We start from the raw sequence: 22,760 nt of genomic DNA on the forward strand, positions 1-22,760 counted from the left end.
GCCATGCGTCTGCACATCGTCAATCCCAACAGCACCCGGCGCATGACGCTCGGCATTGCCGAAGCCGCGCGCTCGGTTGCCGCCGTCGCCACCGAGATCGTGGCGACGGAGCCGGCTGACGGCCCGGTTTCCATCGAGGGCTATTTCGACGAAGCGCTGTGCATTCCCGGCATGCTGCGGGAGATCGCGCGCGAAGCCCGCGCCGGAGCCGATGCGCATGTGATCGCCTGTTTTGACGATACCGGCCTCGATGCCGCCCGCGCCCTGTCGCCAAGGCCCGTCGTCGGGATTGGCGAGGCCGCCTATCACCTCGCCACGCTGGTGTGCGGACGCTTCAGCGTTGTCACCACCCTCTCCCGCTCCATTCCGGCGCTGGAGCACAATATCGCCCGTTATGGCCTTGCTTCCCGCTGCGCCCGCGTGCGCGCCAGCGACATTCCGGTGCTGGAAGTGGAAAGTCCGGCCGGCGAGGCGCGTATTTCCGCCGAGATCGCGCTGGCGCTGAAGGAAGACCGCTGCGACGGCATCGTGCTCGGCTGCGCCGGCATGGCAGCCCTTGCCAGCCGCCTTGCCGCCCAACATGGCGTGCCGGTCATCGAGGGTGTCTCCGCCGCCGTCAAATTTGCCGAAACCCTGACCCAGCTCGGCCACGCCACCTCCAAGCGGGGCGGCTGGGCAGCGCCACCGATGAAGCCGCTCGGCAGCTTTCAGGACCTGCTGACGGCATAAACTCAGGAACTCACCGGCCGCCTTGCCGCCACGAGGACCATATGGGCGCACCAGGAAGTCGGCAGAATGCGGGTAACAAGCCGCCCGAGACCCGTGAGGCGCAGTGGGCGTGCCCCGTCATAGTGGCTCGCAACGCCACCCAGCAGCTCATGCAGCCGGTCAGCCGGGTAGAGATAGTAGCGCTCTTCCGCCACCAGTCCCGCCCGTTCCACCGCAGCCGACAGCTGCGCCGCGGAAAAACGATACTCATAAAAAGCGCGGCCTTCCTCCCGGCTATAGCCGAAATGGATGGCGAAGCCCGGCAGTGCGGTTTCGCGTACCCGTGCCACCCGCCGGCGCTCTTCGTCCCGCGGATAAGGCGCTGCCGGACGGCCCAGCAGGCGGCGCAGCAAGTTGGAGCCCAGCAACCGGAACCGCAGCGCATTCTTGAACTGCACCAGCCGGAAACAGAGATTGTCGTGCGGCACGGTGATCAGCATCACCCCGCCGGGCTTCAGCACGCGCGCTGCTTCCCTGAGCGCGCGATCATGTCCCTCGAACAGATGCTCGATCACGCCCAGAGACAGGATGCTGTCGAAGCTTCCCCCCTCATAGGGCATGGCTTCAATATTGCCGTGATCGAAACGGATGTCCGGATAGTGGGCGCGGAAACGCTCGACATCGGGCTGGCTGAGTTCGATGCCCGTCGCCTCATAGCCCCTGTCAGTCAGCGCCTTCAGCCAGCGGCCGGAACCAGCGCCGGCCTCAAGCACACGCCCGCCGGCCGGCACGTAATTTCTTACCAGTTCCAGCAGAGGATCTTCGGCGCAGCCCGCCACCATCTCATCAAGCGGCCGGCTGGTGAAATCGAACACCACGGTCGGTCCGGGCTGCGCAGGGCTCCCGCTATCGTCGCTTGTCACCGTCATGGCCGTTCTCCCGGAGGGTTCATTCAGCGGGAGTAGCATGTCTGCGACAAGGCGCAAGCCATTGACGGCTGAAGGCCCTTCGCCGCCGGTCAAGCCGCCCGGCAACTTTCAGGACCTGCTGACGGCATAACGGAGCCGCGGACCCTGGGTTGGTCCATCCGGGCGACATCTTGAAACCACCCGGATGTACGGCTCGGTAGTCCTTAAGGTTAGCTTGCCACGCCCATAACATGATAGTCTCTTGGGCGCTCAAAGTTGAGTTCCCTCGCCGGCCGGCGCCTTGGGCTTATGCGAGCCGGATCGGAGGGCGCGTTGAGAGTTGTGATGTCAGTTCGCCTTATTCGACTTCGCAGCATTCTGGCAGTTTCGACACTGGCAATGATGCTGGCCGCCGCGAGTTCTCCCGCAGCAGGGCGCTGCCTGCGTGTGGCACAATGGATCGGCGCTGTCGGGCTGGAGTGGCTGGTGCCGCCTCTCACCGAAACCTATCGGCGCGCCGGCGAGTGCGTCGAATGGGTGCCGGTCCCTATCGGTCAGGCCTGGCAGATGGTAGAGAGCGGCGAGCTTGATGGCGACATGATACGGGTTGCGCAGATTATCTCCCGTATGAAGCATGTCGTGAGCGTACCCACCGAAATTCCCGGTTTCGATGCAGTGCTGATCACGCGCACGACGCTGGTTCCGCTGCAGTCACTGGAGGATGCGCGAGGCATGCGGCTTGCCGCGCCGTTCGGCTACCTTGCCCTTGATCTCATACCCGGCATCAAAGACTTCAGCATCCGGCGCGAAACCAACATGTCGGCCACCTTCCAGGATTTGGCCGCCGGAGAGGTTGATGGCGTCTTTACCGACCGCAATACCTATCTGCACTTCATCGCCAAGGGCAGCCTCGACCCATCCGCCCTGGCACCGTCCCTGTTTGTGATGAAAATGCCGACGCATATTGTGCTTGGCGAGCGCCAGAGGGGCAAGGTTCCCGCCATAGACAGGGCTTTGGCGAGCGTCATCGCCGATGGCCTCTTTGCTCCCGGGGCTTCAGTCCTCCACCCGCCCGCCCAGCCGTTCATGACCGAGTAGGCGGCAACTCAAGCCGCATGGAGGGCCTCAGGCCACCCGCGCCAGCGTCTGCTCGTGGGCAAGGCTTTCGGTCAGGAAGCTCACCAGCGGCCGCACGAGGTCTTCCACCTGTGCGTCCTCGCCGATAAAGACGATTTCCGTCATCGGCAGCACCGGCCAGTGCTCCGGCACCTCAAGAATGCGCGTGCCCGGCATCACGAAGGTGCGGCCCAGCATGGTGATCCCGAGCCCGCCGGCCACTGCTGCCTGCACGCCCATCAGGCTGCTGGCGGTGCAGGCTGCCACCCACGGCTGGCGCACACCATCAAGCGCAGAGACCATCAGCTCACGATAAGTGCAGGGTTTGGGCAGCATCACCAGCTTCACCGGCTCGGCCGGGTCGAAGACGTAATCTTCCGCCGCCAGCCACACCAGTGGCTCCCGCCAGATCACCCGGCCGCGCTGGGCCGTGCCATCCTTCTTGGCCACCACGGCATCGAGCTTGCCCTCATCATAGGCGGTCAGCAGGTCGCAGCTGAGCGCCGTCATCAGCTCGATCTCGACGCCCGGATAAAGCCGGCCGAAGCGCGCCAGCAGCCGCGGCAACTGGCCGGGAATGAAATCCTCCGTCACACCCAGCCTGAGGCGCCCGACAGCCGGCGGCTCCATCAACTGGCGCACCATACCGTCATTCATCTCCAGAAGGCGCCGCGCCGCCACCAGCAGCCGCTCGCCCTCCGGCGTCAGCCACAGTGCCCGGCTGGTGCGGGTAAAGACACGCTGCTGCAACAGCTCCTCCAGCCGCAGCACCTTCTGGCTGACAGCCGATTGGGAGCGTCCGACCACCTCGGCGGCAGCCGTAAAGCTGCCGGTTTCGGCAACGGCTACAAAGGCCCGCAGCAGGTCGATCTCAAGATCCGGATACCGCATCCCAGCAGCCTTTCTTCTGGATACACCGACACTTAGGCGCAAATCGAATGAACGAACAAGTCTGCGCCTCACAGTTGCCTGTCACGGGCGCAATCCTCTGCGGTCGTCCACCTTCCGCGTGAAAATTCGGCGTCAAAAAATAATTAAGACAAAAGGCTTAAGGTCTTTTGCAACCTGACGGATATTCGTCAGGTTGCCGTTTAAAAACCACGGCTTCGCCCCCTGGCGCAGCCTTTGAACTTTACCGGATGCGGGACAGGAACGTTGAACGCCCTCGATCTCTATAATAGCCGCATCAAGAACCTCATTCTTTTCGGCGGCTTCATCACAATCCTCGTCAGTGGGGTCTGGGGCTCGCATTATCTTGTGACCGGCTCGCCTTTCCTGTTCACCATCAATTCCCTGTCGATCATTGCCGGCATCGCGCTTGTCGTTCTCGCCCTGCGCGGCCGGTTACGCACCGCCGCCATCATCATGGCTCATGCGCTGACGGTCACGGTGGCCGCCTCCTGCCTGCCGGATGTCCCTACTGCCGACATCCAGCGCTCCGTGCATATGAACCTGCTGCCGGTCGGCGCAGCCAGTTTCCTCGTCTTCCACCGCGAAGGATTTTATCTGCGCGCCGCCTTGCCCGGCGCCATCGTGCTGATCTTTCTCGCCTTTGCGCTCAACCTCGTACCTCTGCCCTGGCCCGGCCTGACGGCTCCGCCAACGGGACGCGCAGCCGGCGTCTGGATCAACTATGTGACGGGCACTGTCGGCGCGAGTGTGGTGATCGCCATCATGCAAACGAGCATGAGCGCCCGGCGCACCCTCGAGAATGATCTCCGTCAGGCCATCGCACGCGGGCAGTTTTATCTGCACTACCAGCCTCAGGTAGACGCATCGGGCCGTATCACCGGTGCAGAAGCCCTGCTGCGCTGGCAGCACCCGGCACGCGGTAACATCTCGCCGCTGGAATTTATCCCGCTGGCAGAAGAAACCGGCCTTATCGTGCCGATCGGTAACTGGGTCCTGCGCGAAGCCTGCGCCCAGCTTGCTGCCTGGGCCAAGGCGCCGGAGACCGAGCCGCTTTCGCTTGCCGTCAATGTCAGCGCCTCCCAGTTCCGTCAGCCGGATTTTGTCCAGCAGGTCAAAAGCATCCTCTCTCTCAGCGGCGCCCGGCCCTCCCGCCTGAAGCTGGAGCTGACCGAAAGTGTGCTGGCTGACGATGTCGAGGACATTGCCGCCAGGATGCAGTCCCTGAAGGATCTGGGAATCCGCTGGTCACTCGATGATTTCGGAACGGGTTATTCCTCTCTGGCCTCGCTCAAGCAGTTTCCGCTCGACCAGATCAAGATCGACCGTTCCTTCGTGCAGGACTTTCTGACCGACAGGCACAGCAAGGCGATCATCGACACCATTATCCAGCTGAGCCGGGACCTCGGATTTTCCCTGCTCGCCGAAGGCGTGGAGACGGAAGCGCAGTTCGTTGCACTGAATGCCGCCGGATGCGTCGCCTATCAGGGATATTTCTTCGGCCGGCCGGGCGAGATCGGTGCGCTGGAAAGCCTGCTTGAGAGTTTCAGGCCAGCCGCTGCAGAAAAACCAGTTTCGCGGGCTCGGCCAGTATCCGTGCAAACGGCGCTTCCATCGCCTTGAGGTTCGCCCCGGCGGCATGCGCATCGAGTGCGGCCTGACTCTCCCATACCTCGTAGAACATGAACTCACCCGGCTGACCCGCGACGGCATGCGGCACATACTCGATGCATCCGGGCTCCTCCCGCACGGCAAGAGCAAGCTTGCTGAGCGCCTGCGCCAGCGCTGCCTCTTCCCCCGGCTTTGCCTTGAGATAGGCAGCAAGTCGCACGGTTTCGGTCTTTGCGGTCATGTTCCTGTTCCCCAAGGACGGGGCGGACTGACGGTTCGCCGCCAGCCCGCCCTCAATTTTAAAATCCAGCCAGCACGGTCTTGCCGATCGTTGCCGCACTTTCCTGCGCCGCATGCGCCTTGCGCAGGTTGGCCGCGGTGATGGTGCCAAAATTCTGCGTCAGTGTCGTGCGCAGCACGCCGGCATCCACCAGCGCGGAAACTTCGCTGAGGATCGTGTGCTGTTCGGCCATGTCGGCCGTGTTGAACAGAGGGCGCGTGAACATCAGCTCCCAGTGCACGGCAAGGCTCTTGCGCTTGAAGGGCACGATATCGAACATCGCCGGATCGTCGATGAGGGCAAGCGCCCCTTGGGGTGCCAGCGCCTCGACGATGGCGCTGTGATGCTGGTCGGAGCCGGTGAGGCTCGCGATATAACGAACCTGCGCAATGCCGATCTTCTTCAGCTCTTCATCCAGCGGATTGCGATGGTTGATAACGTGATGTGCCCCCATCTTGCGGCTCCATTCCGCCGTTTCCGGACGGGAAGCCGTGGTGATGACGGTAAGGCCGGTGAGGCGCCGCGCAATCTGGGTCAGGATAGAGCCGACACCGCCGGCACCGTTGATGATGAGGATGGCATCGCCGCCCTTCTTCTGCCCGTAAGGCACGCCAAGCCGGTCGAACAGCAGTTCCCAGGCCGTGATGGCCGTCAGCGGCAGGGCCGCCGCCTCGGCAAAATCGAGGCTCGCCGGCTTCGGCCCGACAATGCGCTCATCGACGGCGTGATATTCGGCATTGGTGCCGGGGCGCTGGATGGCGCCGGCATAGAAGACCGCGTCGCCGACCTTGAAGCGGCTGACCGCCGGACCGATGGCGGTAACGATGCCGGCAGCATCGAACCCCAGCACACGGGCCTCACCCTCGGCAGGCTTTGCGCCGGCGCGCAGCTTCACATCGACCGGATTGACCGAGACCGCCTCCACCTTCACCAGCAGGTCATGCGGGCCGACCTTCGGCATCGGCAAGTCAAGATCGACCAGCGCCGTTTCAGCGCTGATGGGCTGGGGCTGGTAGTAACCGATGGCTTTCATGGCAGAACTCCGTTTTCGCTCGGGACGGCACGGGCGGCCTGTCGCCGCCGGTGCTTTTCATGACCCGATGCTGCGCCACGCGCTGCCATTCGATAAGCGCATTAATCTTATCGTAGCGATCTGGTTTTCTGCTGGATGCTGTTTCAGTCAGCCGGTCACCGGCTGACAATCCGGCGGACACTTGCTCGCGGCGAAAACCGTCGCGAACCTGTAGACCATAAAAACCGGCAGGAGAATGCTGGCACCATATGTCGCGCCGGTTCCTTGTCATTTACACAGCACCTATTTAGGGATATCTAATATCCTTAATCATCGGTGCATATGCAAAATCCCGGAATGCCAAATGATTCTGAGAAACCAAGTCGAATGGGCGCTTCATTGCTGCGCCATTCTTTCCGGCCTGCCTGATGGCCGCTATCTGTCGACCAAAGCTCTGGCAGAACTCCACGGCCTTCCGAAGGAATATCTCTCCAAAGCCCTGCAGAGCCTGTCCCAGGCGGGGCTTGTCCAGACGACGCTGGGCCCGTCGGGCGGATACCGCCTCGCCCGTCCCCCGGCGGAACTGAGCTTTCTGGACATTGTAGAAGCCGTCGAAGGCCGGACACGGACCTTCGTCTGTACCAATATCCGCGCCAACAACCCCTGCCGGCCGAAGGACCACTGCGACAGCAGCCCCTGCGCAGTGGCGCGGATTATGTGGGAAGCGGACGAAGCCTGGCGCGAAAAACTACGAAGTGTCACGCTGAAGGATCTTGGGCAGATCCTGTCGCAGGACATTGCTCCCGCGCTGTGGAAGGACACTTTCGCCTGGGTGCTTGACCGGGCGGGATGAGCCGAACGCGGTTGAGCGAACTTCAGCCATAACAAACAGAACCAGGCGAATGACTCTTTCGGGCATCCGCCTGGCCGGATTTATTTCGTAATCGGGAAGGTCAGTTCCTGCTGGCTGGTATCAACCACGAATACCGCGAGCAATTTTGCCGGCTCAGTCTTGCTGGCGTTTTCGCTCACTCCGTGCCGGTCGCCCGGCAGCTCCGAGAAGCTTTCCCCGGCCTTGTAGACCGTGATCGGGCCGCCATTCACCTGGCTGCGGATCGCCCCTTCGAGCACGGTGGCATAGATGAAGGCCGAACTGGGATGGGTGTGCGCTTCAGAAAAACCGCCCGGCGCATATTCGACCAGAACGCCCCTCATGCTCTTGCCGGGCACATTGGGCAGTTCATGGTCATAGACCAGTGTGACCTTGGCGCCCTCGCCGCCGCCGGGCGTAGTATCCGCCAGGGCAGGAGCCACCAGAAACGCCGACAGGGTTGCGGCGAACAGGAGCGATCTGAGCATGTTCGGTGTCCTTTCATAGATCATGGTTCCCATGCCTCTCGTCACCGGCATGGGTGAGGGGATTTATTTTCGCGGCGCTGTCGCGAACCATTGTTCAAAGCCGATACGGCCAAGGCGCGGGTTCTGGTCGGAGACGAGGGACCCGTCCTCCAGCCTGGTCCCGAAATACTTCGCCTCGGGGTCGGCAATGACGATGCGGGTATCACCGACCGCCTTGAGATACCGGGCAACGAAATCGCAAAGACGCGCCCGTTCCGGGCCGGAAATTTCGACGATCCCGTTAACCGGTGCGGAAAGGGCTGCCTCCGCCACGAAGTCGGCAACGTCGTCGGAGGCAATCGGCTGAAGGGATCCGGTCGACAGGCGCGCCGTATCGCCAACCGTTCCCGACTGGGCAATACCGCCAAGAAATTCCATGAACTGCGTCGAGCGCAGGATGGTGTAGGGGACGCCGGAATCCCGGATGATCCGCTCCTGCGCGGCCTTGGCCCGGAGATAGCCGCTTTCCGGCAACCGGTCCGTGCCCACGATGGAAAGCGCGACATGCAGCTTCACCCCTGCCGCCTTTTCCGCCGCAAACAGGTTGCGGCCCGAAATCTCGAAAAATTCGAGCACCGCCTTGTCCTCGAAGGAGGGTGCGTTTGCGAGGTCGATCACGACTTCAGCGCCTTCAAGCGCCTTCGCAAGCCCCTCACCCGTAATCGTATCCACGCCGGTGCTCGGAGCGGCTGCGGTGACATCGTGGCCTTGCTGGCGCAGCCGTTCAGCTGTTTTGGAGCCGATCAGGCCAGTACCGCCGATTATCACTATTTTCATGACTCTCTCCTTGCACGGAGCACAAGGTGCGCCGCGTTGCTTGCCGTTCAGAGGCAGTGAGGGCCGAAGCCGAGGATCGCGCCGTCATTGCCCTGCCTGTGAAGACCACGGCGGCGCAAAATCTCGCTCAGTAGTCCCAGAAACAGGGAACCCACCGGAAGGCATCACGGTCGGCCGCAACATGGCCCACAGAGGGGAAGGGCATATGGGTTGCCACCAGCAGCCCGCCATTCTCCGCCAGTTCCTGCAAAAGCCCGACCCGGACACGGGCTGCCTCCACGGGATCATGCTCGAAACCGTTGTGCCAGTCGGGATGTTCAAACCCGACAGCGAACACGGCATCGCCGGCAAACATCAACCGCTCGTTGCCGGACGATACACGGACCACACTATGTCCCGGGGTGTGGCCGCCGGTCCGGGAGACGACGACACCCGGAGCGACCTCGCATTCGTCATCGAACAGCCGGAGCTGGTTTTCGTATTCTGCCCTGAAACGCTGCGCCGTCGCGCGGAGCGCATCCGGGAAGCCCGCGGGCATGTTGACCTGGCTGAAGTCGGGAGCCTCCCAAAATTTGACTTCGGCGCGCGCCACGTGAATTCGCAGGTCATCACACAGGCGCTCTTTCACCCCGTCCACCAGAAGCCCGCCGACATGATCCATATGCATGTGGGTCAGCACGATATCGGTCACGGAACCGAGATCAATGCCGGCATCGCCCAGTCGCCGCACCAGATGCCCGGCCCGGGGCAGGTTCAGTTCCGGATCCAGCCCCAGGCCGGCATCGACAAGAATGATGCGATCGCCGCTGCGCACGACAACCGCGTTCAGCGCCCAGTCAAAGGCATCCTGCGGCAGGAACATGTCGTTCAGCCAATCGGCCCTTGCCGAAGAGTCCACATTGTGTCCCAGCATCCTGGTCGGTAGCGGCAGAACGCCATCGCTGACCACCAGGACGTCAATGTTGCCAACCTTTACAGCGTAACGTGACGGAACCAATTCTTCGGCGCCCGGCAGGTCCGCTCGTGATGTGATGTCGAGGTTCATCTCTGTCTCCTGTGAATCGCCACCCTGGCCCCGGTCGACAGGGCGCCGTCGGCGATCAGTTGTTCGTGGATAAGCCAGTTTACTGGCCCCAAATCCGGACCGTCGCCGGAAGCGCGGCCCGCAAGGGTTCAGTGCAAACCGGCCTTGTCGAGGCCGAACAGCTTGTCGGCGGAGCCGGGAACAGCCTTGAAGGCGACGCTCGCCCGGTTCCAGGCATTGATGACCATGATGGAGAAGGTCAGGTCAGAGATTTCCTTCTCGGACAGCTGCCCGCGGACCCGCTCATAGAGTTCATCGGGGATACCGCCCTCCTCCAGCTTCGTGACGGCTTCAGTCCAGGCAAGCGCGGCACGTTCGCGAGGGATGAACAGGTTCGACTCCCGCCAGATGGCGATGTGATAGAGCCTCAGCTCGCTTTCCCCGTGGATCTTGGCTTCCTTGACATGCATGTCGAGGCAGAAGGCACAGCCGTTGATCTGTGACGCGCGTATCTGCACCAGATCGTGGATCTTTTGCTCAACGGTGCTGTCCTTCAGCGCCATGCTGAGCTCCGAAAGTTTCTTGAACAGTTCCGGGGAGTGCTGGGCGTAGTTCAGACGCTGGGTCATTGCTTTCCTCCATATTTAAGGATATAAAACATCCTTATGGATATTTTTTATCCTTAATTGACGGACGCGCAAAGCCATCTCGTCATAAGCACGCCGCATAAGGCTTATGTCGAAGTCGCAGGGGGCAAGAATGGATATCGTTTGTGCTCTCCGGGCCTTCCTTCGTGTCGCGGAAACCGGCTCGTTTTCTACCGCCGCCATCGACCTCAAGCTGACCCAGCCAGCCGTTTCAAGGCAGGTCTCGGCCCTGGAGGCCCATCTCGACGTGCGCCTCCTGCACCGTTCGACCACCTCTCTGTCGCTGACATCCGAAGGAGAACGGATGATCCCGATGGCACTCAAGGTGATCGACGCGGTGGAGGCGCTGGGCGAAAGCACCGGGCCAGCCGGAGTTGCATCGGGAAAGGTACGGCTTTCGCTGCCGGCACCGTTGGGGCTTTTTATCGGCGACCGGATCACCGCCCTCCTTGATCGTCACCCTGAATTATCTGTCGAGCTTTTGTTCCGGGAGCAACCATCCGACCTGGTGGGTGAGGGCATCGATCTCGAAGTGCGCCTCGGCGCGGTGACCGATCCCGGTCTGATCTGTTCGAGAATTGGATGGACCACCGCATTCCTCGTCGCCGCTCCGGCCTATCTGGAAAGACGCGGCACTCCCCGGGCGCTTGAAGATCTGAGCGACCATGACTGCCTCTGCTACAAACGCGGTGCAGACGGGTGTGCCTGGTCCTTTTCCAACGGGGCCGACGAAGTGACGGTGCGGACATCACCGCGGTTTGTCGTCAACAACGCCGTCGCCGTCCACCGGGCGGCAATGGGTGGCGCCGGTATCGCCGTCCTCTCCCATATCCTTGCCGTGCCAGATATCGAAGCCGGCCGGCTGGTCAATCTGCTGCCCGACTTTCCACCAGCCCGCTTGCCGATCAACCTCGCCTATCCGTCACGACGCAACCTTCCGTTCCGGGTCAGGACCGTTATCGACTATCTGGTCGCATCGATGCGGGAGGACCCTTTCATGTCATCGTCGCAATCGCCCACCGTGCCGAGGTTGCGCGTGGCATGAACGCAAACGGGCGGCACACAAATCCATTACGCCACGCTCACCGCACGCCGAGGGTTTTTGCTTCATCCGCCATAAAGTCGCAAAAGAGCCTGACACGCATCGGAACGGTGTGTCCAAAGGCATGCAGGGCGTTGAACGGAAGCTCCGGGAGCGCAATTTCCGGCGCGAGATCAACGAGGGCGCCGTTCTTCAGGTCCTCATCAACCAGGCATCTCAAAAGATAGGCGGCCCCTATTCCGGTTTTTGCGGCCTCAATCAGGGCCGCTCCGGAATCACAATCCACACGCCCGGAAGGGACGAAGGTCGTTGCATCCGCAAGCCGAACCGGCGCCGGAACGCCGTTCGTGACATACCGGGCAAAGGGAACGCCCGCCAAATCCGCTGTCCGCCTGGGCTGTCCATGAAGTTCTACGAACGTGGGTGAGGCAACCACGACCATGGGCAATTTTGCCAGGGTGCGAACCATATAATCGCCGCCGGCAGCGTTCCCGATACGCAGGACGACATCATAGTCCTCGCGCACCAGATCGACGAAACGATCCGTCAGGCCGACTTCCAGCGTCAGAAGTGGATGGGCCGCCGCGAAGTTTTCAAACAGGCGAGGCAATAACAGCGGGGCAAACTCGCCCGGCATGCTGATCCGCAATCGCCCCGAGAGGGTCGATCTGGAACCGATCGCCTCATCACTTGAATCAAGGTCGCGCAAAAGCGGCGCGATGCGCTCGAAAAAGACCTGGCCTTCCTGGGTTAGCGTCAGGGCCCGCGTTGACCGCAGGAACAATCGCGCCCCGAGCTTCTTTTCCAGCCGCGCCACGCTTTTCGAAATCGCCGATGGCGTCGTCCTGAGAACACGAGCTGCGGCAGTGAATGAACCCGCCTCCACGGTACGGGCAAACGCCATCAACCCGCTCGTTTCGCTCAACATATTTGGCATTTGCCTCTCCGGGGCACAAATCATGTGCCGGACGCGGGTCTAACGGCGTCGGGTGTGTGGATTTATCTCATAAGCAGCAGAAACGGAGATAAACCATGCAACAGCTGAAAGACAAAGTCGCCGTGATCACAGGCGGCAACAGCGGTATCGGCAAGGCCACCGCACGCCTGTTCGCCCGCGAGGGCGCACAGGTTGTCATCACAGGCCGCCGGCAGGAAATTCTCGATCAGGCGCTGGAAGAGATCGGTCGCGGTGCCGTTGGCATTGCCGGAGACGTTGCCGATATCGACCATCATCGGGCGCTCGCGAAAATGCTAAAGGAACAATTCGGCGGGCTGGACATCTATATGGCCAATGCCGGCATCATCAAGATCGCCCCGTCAGACCGGATCTCGCCGGAAGACTATGACCGGCATTTCAATACAAATACCCGCGGGGTGTTTTTCGGCGTGCAGACGATAAAGCCGCTTTTACGCGATGGCGGTTCCATCATCGTTACCAGTTCACTCGCAGCCACCAAGGTGCTGCCGGACCACACCGTCTATGCTGCATCAAAAGCGGCCGTTGCGGCTTTTGCGAAGAACTGGGCGATCGAATTCAAGGCCCAAAACATCCGGGTCAACATCCTGAGCCCCGGGCCGGTGGAAACCGCCATTCTCGAAAAGCTCGGAATATCCGAAGCCGACCGCCCAGCCTTCGAGGCACAGATGGCGTCGCAAATCCCCGCAGGTCGTCTGGGACAACCTGACGAACTGGCACGCGCCGCGCTCTTCCTCGCCTCCGATGCAGGAAGCTTCGTGAACGGTGTCGAGCTTCAGGTCGACGGAGGAATGAGCCTGGTTTGAAGCGACAAAAGAGGCATTGGAAAGTCGGAAAATTCAGGCGCTTCCGGCGCCACAACTGACCCTCTCAGCCTGTCGCCGACATGCCTCTCAAGCCCCCCATCCGGCAACCGTCTTCAGTCGCACCGCGCCGTCATGCCGCCATCGACGATGATCTCGGTACCGGTGATAAACCGGGCTTCGTCACTGGCCAGAAAGAGCGCCGCATTGGCGGTGTCCCGGCCATCACCCATGAAGCCCAGTGGAATGCGGGCAAGGCGCTCGGCGAGCAGGGTTTCCACATCGCCGCCGGTACGCTGGCCGGCAAGCCGTGCTTCCACCATCGGCGTGTGCAGCTGGCCGGGCACGACCGTGTTCACGCGGATATTGTGCGGCGCATATTCCACCGCCACCACCTTCGAAAACTGGATGACCCCGGCCTTCGTCGCCGCATAGGCCGACTGTGCCGCTCCCGTCCAGCGCAGGCCGGAAGTGGAGGAGGTGTTGACGATGGCGCCCTTGCCGCGCGCCCGCAGGTGCGGCAGCACATGCCGGCAGGTGAGATAGACGCTGGTGAGGTTGAAGCGCACCTGGCGCTCCCAGGTCGCCTCATCCATCACCTCCGGCCCGCCTTTGGCCGATCCGCCGACATTGTTGACCAGAATATCGACCCCGCCGAAGGCCTCTGCACAAGTCGCCGCCATGGCCTTTACCGCGTCGCTGTCGGTCACGTCGCAGATGTGCCCGACGATCTCGCCACCGGCAGCCTGCGTGCGCTCGATGGTTTCCTTCAGCGCCTCGGGGTTGAAGTCGACGGCGAAAATCTTCGCCCCCTCCTCGGCAAAGCGCACCGCCGTGGCACGCCCGTTCCCCCAGCCGGGCCCCACGCATCCGGCCCCGGTAACGATGGCAACACGATCCTGCAAACGCCCGGACATTCAGGGAGTCCTCCTCAAGCCTCGAAACGGTAGAGCCGCTGGGGGTTGTCGACCATCAAGGCCTGCAGCAAGGCCGGCGTGGGCGCGATCTGCGCCAGAAGGTCGAACAGCACGCCGTCATCCGGCGGGTCGGCGCGGAAATTGGGGTGCGGCCAGTCGGTGCCCCACAACACACGATCGGAGAAAGTCTCCACCAATGTTCGGGCAAAGGGCACGGCATCGGCATAGGGCGCCTCCTGCCGGGAGGAGCGTTCGCTGCCGCTCACCTTGACCCAGACGTGCTCCTTCTCCAGCAGCTTCATCAACGCCGTGAACGGCGCCTGATCGAGCCCGAGCGAGGCATCCACCCGCCCCATATGGTCAATCACGACCGGCAGCGGCAGCTCGCGGATTACCGGCGCCATCTCTTCAATCAGTGCCGCTTCCATATGGAGCTGCAGATGCCAGCCAAAGTCCGGCAGGCGCCGCCCCAGCGCCCTGAGCTCGTCCATCGTCGCGCCGGGGGCCAGATGCCCCATATAATTGAAGCGGATGGCGCGAAATCCCTGCCGGTCATGCCGGGCGATCTCCTCATCGCTCACGCCAGGCGGCAGCAGCGCCACCCCCAGATAACGCCCCTTGCGCGCGGCGATGGCATCGGCCGTGACCGCATTGTCAAAGCCATGGCAGCCGGACTGGACCACCACGCAGCGCTCGATGCCGGCCATATCATGCAGGGCAAAGAGCCGCTCCTTGGGCGCCTCGCCCGGGCGGAACTTGCTCTCCGGCGCATAGGGGAATTTCGCGACCGGCCCGAAGACATGGCAATGGGTATCGCAGGCGCCCGCCGGCAGCCGGATGTGCGGCTTTCGCGGAGTGTCGATGAAGGTCCGAGCACCGATGCTCATGGGTCGTTTCCTTTGGCTCAGGCCAGGTCGTGCACGGCCGGATCCGGCGGATCGACCTCGAAGACGTTGATGGTCATGGAAATGAGGCTGTAGTAGCCAAGCAGCCCGGTGAGATCGACGACGCCCCCGGTGCCGAGCACCGCTATCGCGCGGTCATAAAGCGGCTGGTCGACCTTGCGGCCCTGCTGAAGCGCCAGCGCAAAATCATGGACCACGGCCTCGTCTTCTGACGAAAATTGCGGCGGCCTGCCGGTGCGGATCGCCTCGACGATCTCCGGATCGATCCCGGCTTCAAGGCCGATTTTCTTGTGTGCCTGCCACTCGAATTCCGAGTTCCAGACCCGGGCCGTTACCAGAATGGCGAGTTCGGAAAGCCGGGGCGGCAGCAGCGTGTCGTAGCGGCAATACCGCCCGAGCGCCTGCGAGCGGTCCGCCAGCTCCGGCCGGTGCAGCCAGAGGGCAAGCGGCCCGCGCACCCGGCCACGCGGGCCGGAGGCGATCGCATCGTAAACCTTCCGCTGGTCGTCCGTCAGATTTTCGGGATCAGGGGGAGAGAGACGTGCCATCGGATCAGGCTCCTTCCGGGCGGGCGGTTGCCAGATAGGCCGGTTCGCTCGCAGCAAAGCGGTCAAGCCAGTCGACGAGCGCCGGGTACCCCGCACGCCACTCCACCGGGCGGCGCCAGTCGAGATAACTGAGGGCGCAGGCAAGGCTGATCGAGACGAGGTCGGTCTGCGCCGGGTCAGGCAAGGCGGCCGTGATGGTATCCAGCCCCCGAAAAACCTTGCCGCGCTGATGGTCGAGCCAGCGCTGCGATATCTTTTCGGCCTCGCGAAAGCGCCCCTCATAAACCATCAGCAGCGCGGCATCGGTGATGCCATTGGCCAGCGTTGCGCGGGTCATCGCCGCATAGCGGGCGAGCCCGGCCGGCGGCAGCAGGCGCGGCGCCTCGCCGAGACTGTCGAAGAACTCGATGATAACGGTGCTGTCGTAAAGGATGGTGCCATCCGCCAGCAGCAGGGTCGGCATCTTGCCCAGCGGGTTCTGCTGTCGCAGGCTGTCCTTTTCATCCAGCGTATTGGCGACAAGCAGCTCCAGACTTGCCTCAAGCTTCAGCACCTTGGCGGCAATCCGGGCCTTTCTTCCAAAGGGGGAGGTCAGCGTCGAGCGCAAAACCATCCCTTGCCCGGCCAGCGACCGGGCATCGGTCCTCTCAGTCATGGGGGCCTGCTCCCGTCAGTTCATGGATTGCGGAAGGAAGAGGGCGAGCTGCGGGAAAAGGCAGAGCACGACGAGCATCACAAGGCCGGCGAGCACAAAAGGAACCAGCCCCTTGAACACGTCTTCCAGCTGCACGCGCCCGTCGGAGGAGGCCTGCACCACGAAGCAGTTGATGCCCACCGGCGGCGTCACCGCGCCGATCTCCACCAGCAGCACGACGAACACGCCGAACCACACCGGGTCGAAACCAAGCTTCATCATCACCGGATGCGTAATGGGCAAGGTGATGGCCAGCAGGGCCGGTGCATCCATCATCATTCCCAGCGCCAGATAGATCGCCACGATGATCAGCACGATCACCCAGCGATTGACGTCGAGACCGATGAGGAACGAGCCGGCAGCATTGGCAACGCCGCTAAGCGCCAGGAACTTGGAGAAGATGAGCGCCGAAATGATGATGCCGAAGATCATCGCCGAGGTACGGATGGTATCGAGCAGCACTGCCTTCAGCGCCAGCCTGGTAAATCCGCCGCGGCGGATGACGGCCAGCACGAAGGTGAGCATGGCGCCTACACCGCCCGCCTCGGTCGGCGTGAACACCCCGACATAAAGCCCGGCGATGATCGCGGCGATCACCAGCACCAGCGGCCCGGCAAGCCGCAGCGACCAGATTTTTTCTTTCAGCGTCGCGGTGATCGGCGTCACCGGTGCCAGCGCCGGGTTGCGCAGCACCGAGAGATAGATCGCCACGCACAAGAACAGGGCGAAGACCAGGCCGGGGATGATGCCGGCGATCAGAAGGCCGCTGATCGACGAATTGGTGAGAATACCGTAGATGACGGCCAGCGAGCTGGGCGGGATCATCACCGCCAGCGTGCCGGCAATCGCAATCGAGGCCGACGCCAGCGACTTGTCATAGCCGCGGTCCAGCATCTGCGGCAGGGCCAGCTTGGTAAAAACGGTGGCCGTGCCGACGCTCGATCCGGAGGCAGCGCCAAAGGCCGCCGCGCCGATGGTGGTCGAGATGGCAAGCCCGCCGCGGATATTGCCCAGCCACTTGGTGGTGGCCTCGAACAGATCCTCTCCAAGGCCGGCCTGCATGGCGAAATAGCCCATCAGCAGGAAGAGCGGGATGACGCTGAAATGGAAGCTGTGCGTCGTATCGTAAAACACGGTGGAAAGCATGGCGGTGGAGGCCTTCAAACCGACCAGCAAGGTCAGCCCCAGCGCCCCGACAAGGCCGAGCGATACCATGACATTGATGCCGAGCAGGATGGCCGCGAACAGCGCGGCAACTCCGATGAGCCCGATTTCGAGGCCGAACATCAAACTGCCTCCCCTTCAGGCGAGATGTGCTGCGCCTGCTCCGGCGGCTGATGCCCGGATGCGCTCAGGATGGTGTCGAGGACAAACTGGAGGGTGAGCAGCACAAGGCCGGCAAACAGCACAAGCTTCACCGGATAGAGCGGAAACTGGATGGAGCCCCATTCATGCTCATCCATCGCCAGCGACTTCATGGCGAAATTCCACGAAGCCCAGGACGACCAGGCAAAGAAGACGGCGCCCAGCGCCATAGCGGCGGTTTCCGCCACGCGATGCCAGAAGGGCGTAAAGCGCTTGAGCAACAAGACGACGTGGATATGGCCGCCTTCGTACTGCGTCAGCCCCAGCGCCAGGAAGATCAGCACCGTCAGCATGGACTCAGTAATTTCAAGCGTGCCGTTGATGGGCGTGTTGAACAGGAAGCGCCCGATCACATTGGCGACCACCAGCAGCATCATGAAAAAGACGGTAAGGCCGGAGACCAGCCCGCACGCATAAAGCAGCCGGCCATAGGCAGCCCGCAGACGAAGAAACACAGACATCGAGCCCTCGCGAAGAAAGTCGTGAAGCCGGAGCGGCGGCGGCACCCGGCCGCCGCCTGCCTGTCAGGGCTGCAATTCCTTCACGATTTCGTCGGTCGGAACACCCAGCGCCTTGGCGCGGCTGATCCATTGCTCGCGCACCGCCTGCACCTTGTCGGACTTGACCGCATCCGCCAGTGCATTCTGGTCAAAAGGCATGACGGTGACACCCATGCCCTTCCATTCGGCGCGGGTCTTCTCGTTATCCTCGTCCAGCATCTTGCTGTAGGTCACGGCGTAGTCGTGATTGAGCCCGTCCACGACCTTGCGCGTGGCCTCGTCCATGTTGTTGTAGCTGTCGAGATTCATCGCGATCAGATGGCCGAACGAGGCACCGAGCGGGAACTCGATGTAGTATTTGGCGACCTCGTCATATTTCCAGCCGCGCGCCAGCGCAGGGCCGATAGGCGTGCAATCCACGATATTGCGCGACAGCGCCTCATAGGTCTCGGCGGTGTTGATCGAGACCGGAGAGGTACCGAGCGCCTCGAACAGAGCCGGATAGGCAAAACCATAGCTGCGGATACGCAGGCCCTTGAGATCGGCGAGCGACTTGATGGGCTTGGTGCAGAGCATGCCGTAATTCTCAAGCGGCCGATATCCGACGGCCTTGAGATTGGCATCCGCCAGTTCCTTTTCGAACTGCGGGTATTTCTTGTGCCATTCCGTCATCAGGTCGGCGATCTCGATCGGCGAGCGCGGCTGAGGAATGAAAAAACCAACCGCGTTGTTGAGCGGGAACTTGTCCGGAAAATACGGGGTGACGATATCGCCGAAGTCACCAAGGCCGGCGCCGAGCGTTTCGGGAATTTCACCGGTCTTGGCAACGCTGCCGCCCCAGTAAACCTCGATCGTGTCCTTGCCGCCGGTGCGCTTGGCAAACTCATCGACATACCACTGGGTAGAGCGCGCCTGCGCGTCGCCCGCGCCTTGCGGCTTGAAGGTGATCCACTTGTAGGTGGTGGCGTGCGCCGCGCCGGCTGCAAACATGACGGCGCTGGCAACAAGCGCCACGCGCACAAATTGCGTGCCTGAATTTCTCACAGATAAACCCTCCCTATGTTTTCTTGTTCTGGCCCTCACCGGGGCCTTATCGACATTGGTCGCAGAAACTTCCATGCCGCAAATACCGATTTTCTATGAAAACGATGCCTAAACGGCATCGCTACTTCCATACCTGCTGCTTCACCAGACCGTCGACGATGGTCCGGATGGCATCATTGACAATGCGCGAGGCCGGCTTCCGGGCCTGGTCCTGCCGCATGGCCGTGTAGAGCGTCCAGTTGACCTGCGGGTTGGTGATGGGCACGGCATCGACCGTTCCCTGCTGCATTTCCGACAGCACGCCGCCATAGGTCAGGATGGTGTAACCAAGGCCGTAGCGCACCAGCGCCTTCAGGATCCACACCCCGTCCGAGCGCTGGATGACGTTGAGCTTGAGGTTGTTTGCCTCGGCATGGGTATCGATGAGTATGCGCAGGAAATTGGGGCGGCTCGGCAGGATGAGCGGCAGGGCGGCGGCCTCCGCCAGGGTATAGCTGGGGCGGTCAATCGATCCGGCCTTGCCGATAACCCACAGATGCTCGCGCAGCAATTCGGTGACGAGAAAATCATCCTCGGACGGCGCCTCGTGCATTACCGCAACGCCGATCTCGTTGTTGTTCAGCATGCGCAGCAGATTGCCGCTGAACCCCTCCCTGAAGCGCAGCTCGATCATGGGGAAGTTCTGGCGCACATAGTCCAGCAGCACCGGAGCAATCAGCTCGCCGGGTGTCGGCGGCATGCCAACCGTCACCACGCCGCGCGGCTCGTCGGACTGGCTGGTCACGTCGTGAACGGTCTGTTCGATCTGGTTGAAGATCATATAGGCGCGCAGCCGCAGGATCTCTCCGGCCTCGGTCAGCTCCGCCCCGCGCGCGTTGCGGACAAAAAGCGGAGTGCCGAGTGTCGCCTCGAGTTTGCGGATCTGCCGGCTGAGCGCCGGCTGGGCGATGTTGAGGCGGCTTGCCGCTTTGGTGAAATTCCGTTCCTCGGCCACGGAGATGAAATAACGCAGCGCCGTGAGGCTGATTTCGTTGATCTGGTTCATCTGCGACTACCGGCCCCGGAAAATCGCCCGGCCGGCGCCAACCGGTCTGCCGGTCAACCGCGCCGCCGCGCCTTTTTTCGCGAAAAGATACGGGCAAAAACCCATGAGCGCCCGGATCGTAGGGGAAAGGCTGCCCAAAACGAAGACCCGCATCCGCGCACTGCCGCAGACAGGTGGCGGAAGATAGTGCGGCGCCCTATCTTCTGGAGAAGAGAGGGCCGGCCGGTATGGCTGCACCCGGAGCGAACCCTGCAAGCCGGAAGTTCAAGGAAAATCCGGGATGACAAGCAGCAGTGACAATCAGAGCATCCCGGCCGGGCGCCGCAGCCTGCTGCTGGTCGATGACCAGCCGATAAACCTGCTGGTGCTGCACGCAATCCTGAAGGACGAGTACGAAATCTTCATCGCCACTTCCGGCGAGCAGGCGCTGGAACTTTGCGCCGCCCGCAAGCCCGATCTCGTGCTGCTCGATATGATGATGCCGCAGATGGACGGGCAGGAGGTCTGCCGGCGACTGAAGGCCGACCCCGTAACGCAGGGCATCGCCGTCTTGCTGGTAACGGCATGGCAGGATGAGGAAGCGGCAACGGCGGTCCGGGAGACCGGGGCCGCCGGTTTTGTTCCCAAACCGGTCGATGCCGACCTTGTGCGGGCAAGCGTCAAGGCGCTGCTGGCAGCAGCCTGATAACCCTCACGAGCTTTTGTCAGGAAACTTTATTCAGACTACCCAGTGCCGCGCTCGCGGCCTGAAAATCCAGCCGGCTCATCGCGGCGGCAAGGTTAGCCCACTGGTCAGCCGCCATGCTGGCTTTGAGGGCAGGCTTCAGGCTGCTGAAAAGATCGAGCGCCGCCATATTGCCGGCGGCAAGGTTCGCGCGAAGCGCGACGAGATTTTTTTCGTCCGGCAAACCGGCCGGCACATCCTCTTCCGGCTCGCCCGCAAGTCCGGCTCCGGTCGAAAAGCCGGCAATCTCCTGCTCTATCGACTGCAACAACTGCGATGTCCGGTTTTCATCCCGGGTGGCGATTGCCTTTTCGGCATCCCCCGCCAGTTCGGCAAGCGAGGTCCAGCCGACATTGACCGAGCTGCCGCGCAGGCCGTGCAGCAGCCGGGCCGCCTGCCGTGCGTCACCGGCGGCCAGAAAACTGCGGCTGCTGGCCAGCAGACCGCCCGCATTTTCCAGCAGGCTGCCGATCAGCGCCCGCAGCAATGCCTCGTTCCCGCCCAGCCGTTTTCGGGCACCCGCCCAGTCGATTGTCGCCATCGTTTCCAGCATTGCCCTTGCCTCTGCCGTCCTGACCGCCAATTTCACTCATGGCGCCAACCGGCAATTGCAAGAAGGCCCGGGTGGAAACGATCTGCCAACGTCCCGTCACGGGCAACATATCCTAAGGCTATAGCCTTCTACACAAAGGGAGATATCCCGATGGAAGACTATATATCTGAATTTATTGACCCCTTTATGGCGTCGGAAAAAGCGGAGCAATTCCGCGCACTTCGCAGGCGTCTGACGTCCAGCAGCCAATCACCTTTTCCGCTTCCTTGTTCTGAATCGTAAAATCTGTATCGGTGGGGCCCCCGCTTTGCGGATCCGTAAACCAGCGCCAGATCAGAACGTCGCCAATATGCCGCTCTTCAAAAGCAGCAAGCCAGCGGGCGAGCACCCATGCCTGCAGGGCAGGATCGGGCACGGCCTGTCTTTCCTCGGCGCCTTCCCACGGGCGTTCATTTGCCCCGCTTGCCGAGCGCAGGCCAACCTCCCCCACACCGACCGGCTTGCCGGTTTGCCGGCCAAGGGCCACGAGACGATCGGCGAATTCCGTAATGGTTCTATCCGCCGAGGCCGCGCTGTCGCCCAGCGGCGGATAGAGACTGACCAGCGCCAGATCGAGCAGTCCCCAGAAGGGCACGGCGGAAAATTCACCGTCCCAGTGCGCAACATAGCTGAGCTGCCCGCCAAAACGGCTGCGGACCCGGCGGATAAGGTCTGGCCATTCAGGGCGACTGCTGGTGCCCTTCAGCTCCGTACCAAGCGCAAGGCTTTCGGCCTTCTGCTGCGCGGCAACGGCGGCAAGACGCTCAAGCTGGTCCCCGTAGGAGGCAAACCATTGCCCCCATCCCGCCTCGTCCACGGCCGCAATGGCGCCCGCCCAGGTTCCCGGCACCCACACATGCACCTTGACCATGACCTTGAAGCCGAAGCTGTGCGCCTGGCGGATGCCGTCAGCGAGTTCATCGAGCGTGTAGTCATTGCCGAGCACGACCTTGTTACTGTCCGGCCGCGCCTGCCAGAGAAAGAACACCAGCGCCACGCTGTCCACGCCCAGCGCTTTCAGCGCGGAAAAGGATTGGGCGCACGCCTCCCCGCCAAAGGGCGAGCCGGGCGTGCGGATGAGATTGACCCCGTGCCAGCCCGTTGTTGCGGCCCGGGCCCCGGTTATCCGCACACAGGCCGCCATCAGCGGCACCGTCACGAAACTGCGCCTTTGCACTCTCGCCCTTGCCTCTCCGCCAAGATCATCCAGCCCCG

At 62.4% G+C, this 22,760-nt stretch carries 26 protein-coding genes; 7 read left to right on the top strand and 19 right to left on the bottom strand.

Going from position 1 to position 22,760, the window contains the following annotated elements:
- The first annotated feature begins 3 nt into the window (after positions 1-3).
- Positions 4-729 (top strand): aspartate/glutamate racemase family protein, encoded by a 726-nt coding sequence (locus tag QTL98_RS23150; RefSeq protein WP_445682503.1) that lies wholly within the window; start codon positions 4-6, stop codon positions 727-729.
- Positions 730-731: 2 nt separating this feature from the next.
- Here QTL98_RS23150 and QTL98_RS23155 read toward each other — a convergent pair whose 3' ends face one another.
- Positions 732-1,637 carry a class I SAM-dependent methyltransferase gene (locus QTL98_RS23155; RefSeq protein WP_445682504.1) on the bottom strand — a complete coding sequence of 302 codons (906 nt, stop codon included), beginning with the start codon at positions 1,635-1,637 and terminating at the stop codon, positions 732-734.
- Positions 1,638-1,961: 324 nt separating this feature from the next.
- On the opposite strand from QTL98_RS23155, the gene QTL98_RS23160 reads away from it, so the two are divergent.
- Complete coding sequence (locus QTL98_RS23160) at positions 1,962-2,714, top strand: substrate-binding periplasmic protein (protein WP_445682505.1); 753 nt, start codon at positions 1,962-1,964, stop codon at positions 2,712-2,714.
- Between the two features lie 27 nt (positions 2,715-2,741).
- Here QTL98_RS23160 and QTL98_RS23165 read toward each other — a convergent pair whose 3' ends face one another.
- On the bottom strand, positions 2,742-3,623 hold the full coding sequence (locus QTL98_RS23165; RefSeq protein WP_445682506.1) for a LysR substrate-binding domain-containing protein: 882 nt from the start codon (positions 3,621-3,623) through the stop codon (positions 2,742-2,744).
- Positions 3,624-3,887: 264 nt separating this feature from the next.
- Between QTL98_RS23165 and QTL98_RS23170 the strand changes: the two genes are divergently transcribed.
- Complete coding sequence (locus tag QTL98_RS23170) at positions 3,888-5,264, top strand: putative bifunctional diguanylate cyclase/phosphodiesterase (RefSeq protein WP_445682507.1); 1,377 nt, start codon at positions 3,888-3,890, stop codon at positions 5,262-5,264.
- On the opposite strand, the gene QTL98_RS23175 is transcribed toward QTL98_RS23170, so the two are convergent.
- Positions 5,188-5,493 carry a putative quinol monooxygenase gene (locus QTL98_RS23175; protein WP_445682508.1) on the bottom strand — a complete coding sequence of 102 codons (306 nt, stop codon included), beginning with the start codon at positions 5,491-5,493 and terminating at the stop codon, positions 5,188-5,190. The two genes, QTL98_RS23170 and QTL98_RS23175, sit on opposite strands and share 77 nt — an antisense overlap.
- Before the next feature lie 58 nt (positions 5,494-5,551).
- Positions 5,552-6,565, bottom strand: a complete 1,014-nt coding sequence (locus QTL98_RS23180; RefSeq protein ID WP_445682509.1) for a zinc-binding alcohol dehydrogenase family protein — start codon at positions 6,563-6,565, stop codon at positions 5,552-5,554.
- A gap of 343 nt (positions 6,566-6,908) precedes the next feature.
- Between QTL98_RS23180 and QTL98_RS23185 the strand changes: the two genes are divergently transcribed.
- A complete protein-coding gene (locus QTL98_RS23185) occupies positions 6,909-7,397 on the top strand; it encodes an RrF2 family transcriptional regulator (RefSeq protein WP_445682510.1) in 489 nt (162 codons plus the stop codon).
- 80 nt (positions 7,398-7,477) lie between these two features.
- Here QTL98_RS23185 and QTL98_RS23190 read toward each other — a convergent pair whose 3' ends face one another.
- The 4 genes from QTL98_RS23190 to QTL98_RS23205 form a co-directional block, all read right to left on the bottom strand.
- Positions 7,478-7,903 carry a cupin domain-containing protein gene (locus tag QTL98_RS23190; protein ID WP_445682924.1) on the bottom strand — a complete coding sequence of 142 codons (426 nt, stop codon included), beginning with the start codon at positions 7,901-7,903 and terminating at the stop codon, positions 7,478-7,480.
- Positions 7,904-7,966: 63 nt separating this feature from the next.
- Positions 7,967-8,719, bottom strand: a complete 753-nt coding sequence (locus QTL98_RS23195; RefSeq protein WP_445682511.1) for an SDR family oxidoreductase — start codon at positions 8,717-8,719, stop codon at positions 7,967-7,969.
- A 127-nt stretch (positions 8,720-8,846) separates the two neighbouring features.
- Positions 8,847-9,764, bottom strand: coding sequence for an MBL fold metallo-hydrolase (locus tag QTL98_RS23200; protein ID WP_445682512.1), 918 nt, complete (start codon positions 9,762-9,764; stop codon positions 8,847-8,849).
- A gap of 128 nt (positions 9,765-9,892) precedes the next feature.
- Positions 9,893-10,372, bottom strand: a complete 480-nt coding sequence (locus QTL98_RS23205) for a carboxymuconolactone decarboxylase family protein (protein ID WP_445682513.1) — start codon at positions 10,370-10,372, stop codon at positions 9,893-9,895.
- Positions 10,373-10,502: 130 nt separating this feature from the next.
- Here QTL98_RS23205 and QTL98_RS23210 point away from each other — a divergent pair, with 130 nt between their 5' ends.
- Complete coding sequence (locus QTL98_RS23210) at positions 10,503-11,435, top strand: LysR family transcriptional regulator (RefSeq protein ID WP_445682514.1); 933 nt, start codon at positions 10,503-10,505, stop codon at positions 11,433-11,435.
- A gap of 37 nt (positions 11,436-11,472) precedes the next feature.
- Here QTL98_RS23210 and QTL98_RS23215 read toward each other — a convergent pair whose 3' ends face one another.
- Complete coding sequence (locus QTL98_RS23215) at positions 11,473-12,369, bottom strand: LysR family transcriptional regulator (RefSeq protein ID WP_445682515.1); 897 nt, start codon at positions 12,367-12,369, stop codon at positions 11,473-11,475.
- Between the two features lie 95 nt (positions 12,370-12,464).
- Between QTL98_RS23215 and QTL98_RS23220 the strand changes: the two genes are divergently transcribed.
- The gene (locus QTL98_RS23220) at positions 12,465-13,214 is read left to right on the top strand and encodes a glucose 1-dehydrogenase (protein WP_445682516.1); all 750 of its coding nucleotides are present in this window, start codon (positions 12,465-12,467) and stop codon (positions 13,212-13,214) included.
- Between the two features lie 113 nt (positions 13,215-13,327).
- Here the strand turns inward: QTL98_RS23220 and QTL98_RS23225 are convergent, their stop codons facing one another.
- From QTL98_RS23225 to QTL98_RS23260, 8 genes are all read right to left on the bottom strand, one after another.
- Complete coding sequence (locus QTL98_RS23225; RefSeq protein ID WP_445682517.1) at positions 13,328-14,128, bottom strand: SDR family NAD(P)-dependent oxidoreductase; 801 nt, start codon at positions 14,126-14,128, stop codon at positions 13,328-13,330.
- 14 nt (positions 14,129-14,142) lie between these two features.
- On the bottom strand, positions 14,143-15,015 hold the full coding sequence (locus QTL98_RS23230) for an amidohydrolase family protein (protein ID WP_445682518.1): 873 nt from the start codon (positions 15,013-15,015) through the stop codon (positions 14,143-14,145).
- 17 nt (positions 15,016-15,032) lie between these two features.
- A complete protein-coding gene (locus QTL98_RS23235) occupies positions 15,033-15,581 on the bottom strand; it encodes a carboxymuconolactone decarboxylase family protein (protein ID WP_445682519.1) in 549 nt (182 codons plus the stop codon).
- Positions 15,582-15,585: 4 nt separating this feature from the next.
- Entirely contained in the window at positions 15,586-16,236 is a 651-nt protein-coding gene (locus tag QTL98_RS23240) for a glutathione S-transferase N-terminal domain-containing protein (protein ID WP_445682520.1), read from the bottom strand.
- A gap of 15 nt (positions 16,237-16,251) precedes the next feature.
- Positions 16,252-17,562 carry a TRAP transporter large permease gene (locus tag QTL98_RS23245; protein ID WP_445682521.1) on the bottom strand — a complete coding sequence of 437 codons (1,311 nt, stop codon included), beginning with the start codon at positions 17,560-17,562 and terminating at the stop codon, positions 16,252-16,254.
- Positions 17,562-18,101 carry a TRAP transporter small permease subunit gene (locus tag QTL98_RS23250; RefSeq protein ID WP_445682522.1) on the bottom strand — a complete coding sequence of 180 codons (540 nt, stop codon included), beginning with the start codon at positions 18,099-18,101 and terminating at the stop codon, positions 17,562-17,564. The genes QTL98_RS23245 and QTL98_RS23250 overlap by 1 nt, the downstream gene beginning before the upstream one ends.
- A gap of 63 nt (positions 18,102-18,164) precedes the next feature.
- Positions 18,165-19,184, bottom strand: coding sequence for a TRAP transporter substrate-binding protein DctP (dctP, locus tag QTL98_RS23255; RefSeq protein ID WP_445682523.1), 1,020 nt, complete (start codon positions 19,182-19,184; stop codon positions 18,165-18,167).
- A 121-nt stretch (positions 19,185-19,305) separates the two neighbouring features.
- Positions 19,306-20,229 carry a LysR family transcriptional regulator gene (locus QTL98_RS23260; protein WP_445682524.1) on the bottom strand — a complete coding sequence of 308 codons (924 nt, stop codon included), beginning with the start codon at positions 20,227-20,229 and terminating at the stop codon, positions 19,306-19,308.
- Between the two features lie 280 nt (positions 20,230-20,509).
- Here QTL98_RS23260 and QTL98_RS23265 point away from each other — a divergent pair, with 280 nt between their 5' ends.
- The gene (locus QTL98_RS23265; protein ID WP_445682525.1) at positions 20,510-20,914 is read left to right on the top strand and encodes a response regulator; all 405 of its coding nucleotides are present in this window, start codon (positions 20,510-20,512) and stop codon (positions 20,912-20,914) included.
- A 19-nt stretch (positions 20,915-20,933) separates the two neighbouring features.
- On the opposite strand, the gene QTL98_RS23270 is transcribed toward QTL98_RS23265, so the two are convergent.
- Both QTL98_RS23270 and QTL98_RS23275 read right to left on the bottom strand, forming a co-directional pair.
- Positions 20,934-21,506, bottom strand: coding sequence for an Hpt domain-containing protein (locus QTL98_RS23270; protein WP_445682526.1), 573 nt, complete (start codon positions 21,504-21,506; stop codon positions 20,934-20,936).
- Between the two features lie 184 nt (positions 21,507-21,690).
- Positions 21,691-22,704, bottom strand: coding sequence for a glycoside hydrolase family 113 (locus QTL98_RS23275; RefSeq protein WP_445682527.1), 1,014 nt, complete (start codon positions 22,702-22,704; stop codon positions 21,691-21,693).
- Positions 22,705-22,760: the final 56 nt, after the last annotated feature.

Origin of the sequence: Radicibacter daui (assembly GCA_030657355.1) — a bacterium.
Taxonomy (GTDB): domain Bacteria; phylum Pseudomonadota; class Alphaproteobacteria; order Radicibacterales; family Radicibacteraceae; genus Radicibacter; species Radicibacter daui.

What these genes read in the sequence shown, in the direction of transcription:
- QTL98_RS23265 (WP_445682525.1), top strand. Translation starts at nt 20,510, where the DNA reads ATGACAAGCAGCAGTGACAATCAGAGCATCCCGGCCGGGCGCCGCAGC.
- QTL98_RS23190 (WP_445682924.1), bottom strand. Translation starts at nt 7,903, where the DNA reads ATGCTCAGATCGCTCCTGTTCGCCGCAACCCTGTCGGCGTTTCTGGTG.
- QTL98_RS23195 (WP_445682511.1), bottom strand. Translation starts at nt 8,719, where the DNA reads ATGAAAATAGTGATAATCGGCGGTACTGGCCTGATCGGCTCCAAAACA.
- QTL98_RS23215 (WP_445682515.1), bottom strand. Translation starts at nt 12,369, where the DNA reads ATGCCAAATATGTTGAGCGAAACGAGCGGGTTGATGGCGTTTGCCCGT.
- QTL98_RS23235 (WP_445682519.1), bottom strand. Translation starts at nt 15,581, where the DNA reads ATGGCACGTCTCTCTCCCCCTGATCCCGAAAATCTGACGGACGACCAG.
- QTL98_RS23260 (WP_445682524.1), bottom strand. Translation starts at nt 20,229, where the DNA reads ATGAACCAGATCAACGAAATCAGCCTCACGGCGCTGCGTTATTTCATC.
- QTL98_RS23160 (WP_445682505.1), top strand. Translation starts at nt 1,962, where the DNA reads ATGTCAGTTCGCCTTATTCGACTTCGCAGCATTCTGGCAGTTTCGACA.
- QTL98_RS23225 (WP_445682517.1), bottom strand. Translation starts at nt 14,128, where the DNA reads ATGTCCGGGCGTTTGCAGGATCGTGTTGCCATCGTTACCGGGGCCGGA.
- QTL98_RS23165 (WP_445682506.1), bottom strand. Translation starts at nt 3,623, where the DNA reads ATGCGGTATCCGGATCTTGAGATCGACCTGCTGCGGGCCTTTGTAGCC.
- QTL98_RS23200 (WP_445682512.1), bottom strand. Translation starts at nt 9,764, where the DNA reads ATGAACCTCGACATCACATCACGAGCGGACCTGCCGGGCGCCGAAGAA.
- QTL98_RS23185 (WP_445682510.1), top strand. Translation starts at nt 6,909, where the DNA reads ATGATTCTGAGAAACCAAGTCGAATGGGCGCTTCATTGCTGCGCCATT.
- QTL98_RS23230 (WP_445682518.1), bottom strand. Translation starts at nt 15,015, where the DNA reads ATGAGCATCGGTGCTCGGACCTTCATCGACACTCCGCGAAAGCCGCAC.
- QTL98_RS23155 (WP_445682504.1), bottom strand. Translation starts at nt 1,637, where the DNA reads ATGACGGTGACAAGCGACGATAGCGGGAGCCCTGCGCAGCCCGGACCG.
- QTL98_RS23250 (WP_445682522.1), bottom strand. Translation starts at nt 18,101, where the DNA reads ATGTCTGTGTTTCTTCGTCTGCGGGCTGCCTATGGCCGGCTGCTTTAT.
- QTL98_RS23205 (WP_445682513.1), bottom strand. Translation starts at nt 10,372, where the DNA reads ATGACCCAGCGTCTGAACTACGCCCAGCACTCCCCGGAACTGTTCAAG.
- QTL98_RS23240 (WP_445682520.1), bottom strand. Translation starts at nt 16,236, where the DNA reads ATGACTGAGAGGACCGATGCCCGGTCGCTGGCCGGGCAAGGGATGGTT.
- QTL98_RS23150 (WP_445682503.1), top strand. Translation starts at nt 4, where the DNA reads ATGCGTCTGCACATCGTCAATCCCAACAGCACCCGGCGCATGACGCTC.
- QTL98_RS23210 (WP_445682514.1), top strand. Translation starts at nt 10,503, where the DNA reads ATGGATATCGTTTGTGCTCTCCGGGCCTTCCTTCGTGTCGCGGAAACC.
- QTL98_RS23220 (WP_445682516.1), top strand. Translation starts at nt 12,465, where the DNA reads ATGCAACAGCTGAAAGACAAAGTCGCCGTGATCACAGGCGGCAACAGC.
- QTL98_RS23245 (WP_445682521.1), bottom strand. Translation starts at nt 17,562, where the DNA reads ATGTTCGGCCTCGAAATCGGGCTCATCGGAGTTGCCGCGCTGTTCGCG.
- QTL98_RS23175 (WP_445682508.1), bottom strand. Translation starts at nt 5,493, where the DNA reads ATGACCGCAAAGACCGAAACCGTGCGACTTGCTGCCTATCTCAAGGCA.
- QTL98_RS23180 (WP_445682509.1), bottom strand. Translation starts at nt 6,565, where the DNA reads ATGAAAGCCATCGGTTACTACCAGCCCCAGCCCATCAGCGCTGAAACG.
- QTL98_RS23270 (WP_445682526.1), bottom strand. Translation starts at nt 21,506, where the DNA reads ATGCTGGAAACGATGGCGACAATCGACTGGGCGGGTGCCCGAAAACGG.